The following is a 2602-nucleotide window of genomic DNA, read 5'->3' as shown; positions in this document are numbered from 1 at the left end:
GAGTACCGAGAGCGTCAAGCCCCAAGTGTGGAATGCTTCATAGCAAAACCAGTAGCAGTTAATGAGGAGGAATAGAACAGAGATACCTCTCATAAAGTCCATAATCTTGCCCAATGCTCTCAAATCATCTTCTTGTGCCATAGTTATCTGTTGTTTAATCGTTGTCTAATCACTGTTTCGTCAAAGTTAAATGCGTAGGCTTCGCTGCTTTCCCTTTTCACCGAACTGTATCTTCACAGAGAAAACAGTAGATACCTACGTGACCATTTTCTATTTTCCACGGAGGGGCGATCTATTTCCTCGGAAGTTTCATTCCATTCTTCCGAAGTTTGATTTCATTCTTCCGAACTATCACTCCGTCCTTCCGTGGAGATTTCTTCTTTTCTCCGTCTCTATTTCCGATTCCCTCCGTGAAGAGTGCGATGCCCTCCTCCTTATCATGCCCTGCCTTGACTTACCTCTTCCTTCGTCTGAGATGAACCTTGCTCTGCCTGCGAAGTTTCCGTTGCCAAGCCGCCTCTTTCCAATCATCGTTGCTACTACCGAGCGGGAGTTCACCGACGATGTCATCTACTAGCTCATCGACAAGGTTGTCTCCATCGTTCGCATCTAACTGTAACGGTTGAATAGTTGGAACTTCTTCTTTCAATTGAGAGGAATAAGTGCCATACAATGTTTCATCCATAAATGGATTGTAGGTCGGATTGGAAAGGTAGGCATTAAATGTATTGGCCGAATACCCCTTGCCTAGTCGGGAGCCATTGAGTGCAATGCCATTCGCATCGTCTATGAACGTAATACCGTAGATACGCCCGCTCTCATTCTTTCGGATAACCATTCGCAAGCCTTGCTCCTCCAATCGATGTCGCAGTGCTTCCTCTGTTTGGGGAGAAGTACGCATTACTTGTAGGACTTTCTCCCTTACGGCTGGTATCAGTGGCTTGATAGCTTGCTTAGATTGTTGCATCCTATTCTGCACGGCTGTATAGCCCACACCACGACCTATCTCCGAGGCATAGATGGGTGTACTGACCTTATCGCCTTTATCATCAGTCGGTACATAGACCAGTCCATCGTACTTCTTCCCTCGAAACTCTGTTTTGACTTCTTCCACGGCAAGATTATAGCGACGAAGCACGGCATTCAGTTCGCCTAAGGAGCAGAACTTGTAATGCTTCAAGACTTGGCGGACAACGCTTGCGACCTGTTGCTTGATGGTTCCTTTACCAATATCCACCTTGGGCGTTTCTGTTACGGTTTTCTCGCTAACCTTTGAACTTGGAATGAGGTTGTGTTTTCGCTCCAAGTCATCGGTAATCTTCTTACTTCTCCTGCCCTCGAACTTGTCATTGATCTTTCTACCATAACCATCTACTCTTAGCGATACGATGTGTATATGCTCACGGGCGATATCATTGTGCTTGAACACAATGTAGGGTTGCTTGCCATAGCCCAGAGCCTCCATATACTCCTTAGCTATCTGCGAGAGCGTTTCATCGGACAGCTTCTCGTCTGGATGGGGATTGAGCGAGCAATGGAAGACCGTTTTCTTTGTTCTACACTTTTCGGGTATCAATGCTTGCATATCTGCAAGTACCTCCGACATGGTATATTCGCCCGCTCTGTTTTGGTACAAGCCATGTGCCAGCAGGAGTGTCGCTTCCTTCTTATTCACCTTCTTGAAGTTGTAGCCGAGTGCACCTCCGAGGTTCTCCGTTGCTGAAATCTTGGCAATCATTGCTTGCGGTAATCAATGGTCAGAGAGATAGCCTGCTCCTGCAAAGTAATGATCTTAGCTGATAGTTGCTCCAGTTTCTCAAGCAGTATCTGAGCTGTCTTCACGCTATGATAGCTGTTGATGGCTCGTACAGCTTGATTATACAGCACGCCTATCTTATGTATCTGGGCAGTTAACTCGGAGAGCTTACGATAGTACTCCACGGCAGACTTATCTACCGTTATCACCTTGAAATGCTCTCCCAATATCCTTGCCCGCACGAAGTCGGACTTCGTTTCCGCCCCTGATTTATGGAACAAGTCAATCGCTCGTTGCTGGTCTTTTGGGTTGGGAAGACGGGTATCCCATCTGTCCCATCGTTCTATCTTTCCATTCATTGTTTTTATCCTTATCTAATTACGACTTTGGAGTAATTCTCTCCCCTTCGGGGCAAGGGTCTTTGTCGGCAGAAACGGAGTTTGTCGGACAAAGACACACCTTGCCAATATCAAGAAGTGATACGTTGAAGTATCCACCCCTCGGGGGTGTCTACTTCGGGGAGAAAAGCTCCACGACTTCTATCTGCCTGCAAAGTTACAGCGACCTTGTAACTAATTCACTATAAACGACATTCCTGTGATTTCACTCCTTTTCCTCATACTTCACTAGAGGTTGAGACTTAGGTTAAGAGCTAGTTATTTTGCAACCAAACTCAGTCATGAGCTAAGTCAATTTTGAGTTGAGTCAAGACCTAACTCTTGAGCTAAGTCAATTTTGAGTTGAGTCAAAACCTAGCTCTTGAACTGAGTCAATTTTGAGTTAAGTCAAGACCTAACTCTTGAGCTAAGTCAATTTTGAGTTGAGTCAAAACCTAGCTCTTGAACT

3 protein-coding genes are annotated in these 2602 nt (G+C 45.6%); all 3 read right to left on the bottom strand.

The features are described 5' to 3' along the window. The coding region (locus L215_RS09805; RefSeq protein ID WP_154657853.1) for a YWFCY domain-containing protein at positions 1 to 141 on the bottom strand (141 nt) is incomplete at its 3' end. Between the two features lie 313 nt (positions 142 to 454). Then, positions 455 to 1738, bottom strand: coding sequence for a conjugal transfer protein MobB (mobB, locus tag L215_RS0103725; RefSeq protein WP_025883504.1), 1284 nt, complete (start codon positions 1736 to 1738; stop codon positions 455 to 457). After that, a complete protein-coding gene (locus L215_RS0103720) occupies positions 1735 to 2115 on the bottom strand; it encodes a plasmid mobilization protein (protein ID WP_025883505.1) in 381 nt (126 codons plus the stop codon). The genes mobB and L215_RS0103720 overlap by 4 nt, the downstream gene beginning before the upstream one ends. Between the last annotated feature and the right edge of the window lie 487 nt (positions 2116 to 2602).

Source organism: Porphyromonas uenonis DSM 23387 = JCM 13868 (assembly GCF_000482365.1).
Classification (GTDB): Bacteria; Bacteroidota; Bacteroidia; order Bacteroidales; family Porphyromonadaceae; genus Porphyromonas; species Porphyromonas uenonis.
Note: the sequence above shows the minus strand (reverse complement) of the source record. Positions and strands in the feature narration are given on the sequence as shown.